Origin of the sequence: Chamaesiphon sp. GL140_3_metabinner_50 (assembly GCF_025361915.1) — a bacterium.
GTDB lineage: Bacteria > Cyanobacteriota > Cyanobacteriia > Cyanobacteriales > Chamaesiphonaceae > Chamaesiphon.
Map to the genome: position 1 here is coordinate 1 of NZ_JANYJC010000009.1, position 2,486 is coordinate 2,486.

Here is a 2,486-nt window from a genome sequence, read left to right on the forward strand (position 1 = left end):
GAATTCCTGCAAATCAGCTTCTAATGCAATTTGGCTTTCATCCATAGGGAATTGTCACTAATGCAAAGTGAATAGTAAAAATATATCACTTTATTTCCAGAATGAATAGAAAATGTAGTGTAAAATTTAAGCGCGATCGAGACATGCGGATTTTTTGTGAAAAAACGACATCTAATTTGCGAAACAAGCTTTTATGATTAAACGACCCTTAATTAGCGAAAGTTGACTTTGCGACGTACAATGTGCGAATCGGTCGAAATGTCGCTTTTGGAGTAAAAAACACCTAAATTCATTGATAGGCAAGCATTTGAGGTTATTTAAGCCTAGCGAAAACACGCTAAAAAGTACGACATCTAATGTGCGAACGTACAATGGTTGTTTGCTGGGACGAGCGGGCAAATTTTTCAGTCGATTACCTCTATGCAGCCCTAGTGAAGTGGGCTGAGGAGGAGGATCGATCTGTGAGTAATTTTGTGGTGCGGCTTGTGGCTGAGGCGATAGAAGAGAAAGAGTCAAAGTTAAGTCGGCTCCGATCTTTTGATGCCGACCGTGCCAATTAGAGGCTATTTTGAGGGCATCTTAAATATAGTCAGTTGCAACTTCCAACTGAAGTTTAAATCTCAGTCAGTTGGGATTGAATCTATAATTCAGATGCAAAAGATGAAATTTACAACAGTTCTCCGCCGATTTTCACTTTGACAACAAGTATTAGCTGCGGGGAGTATTTTTGCACATCTCCTCCAACCTACTACATCATCAGCCACCACAGTAGCTCAGATCGTTGGTGATGGCAGAATTTCGCCAGCTCGGAGATCGTCCCCACAACCCAAGAGGTGGGCACCACAACTGATGGCTGGTGCGGATAACTTTAATCCCGATCTGAAAGTACCACCACCAAGAGAATATATCCCGTTACCATCACTGCCAGCAGCACCGCCAGATCGAGTAGCACCTTCCCCTGGGGCTAATTCCGGCTTAGTAGAAGGCGTAGTAAAACCTGCTACTGCTGGAGTACCTTTCGCGATCTTAGAGGGACTGCAATCTAATATTCAGAATAATCGCAATAACTCTGGGCAAGTCAATCAAATTATCGAATCAACAGCAATATTGCGGCTCAATAATGGAGATCGAATCTTATTCACAACTGGTTATGATACCTACGAACAGATCGGAACTAAAACAGTCAATAATATTCTGCTGGGGATTAACTGGGAAACTAAAATTAACTCGCTCAAGATTAGGTATTGTGGCACCAGGGATGACTCGACCGAGTTTCGATCGCGCGCCTGGGGAATGGTGGCAAATTTTGCTCGCGGCTGGAACGCTCCATCTGGCTCCACCAATCGTGGATATTCTACAACTATATGTGTTGTGTTTATTGGCTTCTCCCGCTATATTTTGGTTGTTACGACGAAGACTTTTGTTACCACTATTAACTGCTTCTTGGACGTTATGGTGGATTCAACAAGTGCATCCCTATTCGTTTAGTTTGCAACCACTCGATCGCGCTCATCCGTATTTTGTGTTTAGTACTTGGCAGATTCTGTACGTGCATGGTGTCGCCGCTGGTTATCACAAGGATAAATTAGCTAAAACTTGGAAACGCTTGCCCAAAATACCAGTGCTATTGGGGATGCTCGCGATCGTTATTGCCGCTCTAGTTACCGCTCATTTCGATCTCCAACTCGGAACGTGGCCTCAGAAGGTGCAAGATCGGGCATTATGGCTGCTGTTGACCGATCGGAGTATCAATGGCCCAATTCGATTAGTAACGCTGCTAGGGCTATTTTCGCTAATGTTTATGGCTGTCGATCGGTTTATGTTGGTTGATGGTGAAAAAAGAAGTTTTATTTAAAGTTATCCCGCGTTAAGGCAACTGCTTGACATGGAGGTAAAAAAATATTTTGTAGATTTAATACATAAACCCTAACAATGCAAACAACACCTAGATCGTTTAACCTGCGCTGGCAAGCTGCTATGTGTGTCGCGATCGGTTTAACTGGTTTCGGCGTAACCCAACTGCTAACTTGGCAGGAAACTAGTGTATTGCCAGTACCCGTACATCGCAATCTTCCCCTCACCGCTGAGGATCGTCAACTGGCGCGGAATGCTTGGAAATATTTTGAAACTAATCGGTTGCCCACGGGACTTGTCTCTTCGGCGGCTAAATTTCCCGCCACAACGATGTGGGATGTTGCCAGTCAGTTTGCCGGAATGACGGCAGCGCGGGAACTGGATTTGCTCTCGGCGGCTGAATTCGATCGCTGGATGGCTCAAGCTCTGGGTTCTCTGGCTAAAATGCCGTTATACAAAGGCGAGTTACCGAATAAAGCCTATAATGCCGCCACACTGCAACCAGTCAGCTACGGCAAGTTAGATAAAACCGAGGAAATTGGCTTTTCAGCGATCGATCTAGGCAGATTGGCTCTGTGGCTGGATATTATCGCTCATCGCTATCCCCAGCATAAAACCGCCTGTCAAGCCGT

Annotated in this window: 3 protein-coding genes; all 3 read left to right on the plus strand. The window is 44.8% G+C overall.

Features of this window, described 5'->3' with window-relative positions:
• Positions 1-371 precede the first annotated feature (371 nt).
• Positions 372-560: a hypothetical protein gene (locus Q0R35_RS00335; RefSeq protein WP_295613241.1), complete on the plus strand. Its 189-nt coding sequence runs from the start codon at positions 372-374 to the stop codon at positions 558-560.
• Positions 561-1,258: 698 nt separating this feature from the next.
• Positions 1,259-1,855: an OpgC domain-containing protein gene (gene opgC, locus Q0R35_RS00340; RefSeq protein WP_295613244.1), complete on the plus strand. Its 597-nt coding sequence runs from the start codon at positions 1,259-1,261 to the stop codon at positions 1,853-1,855.
• A gap of 77 nt (positions 1,856-1,932) precedes the next feature.
• The coding region (locus Q0R35_RS00345) for a DUF3131 domain-containing protein (protein WP_295613247.1) at positions 1,933-2,486 on the plus strand (554 nt) is incomplete at its 3' end.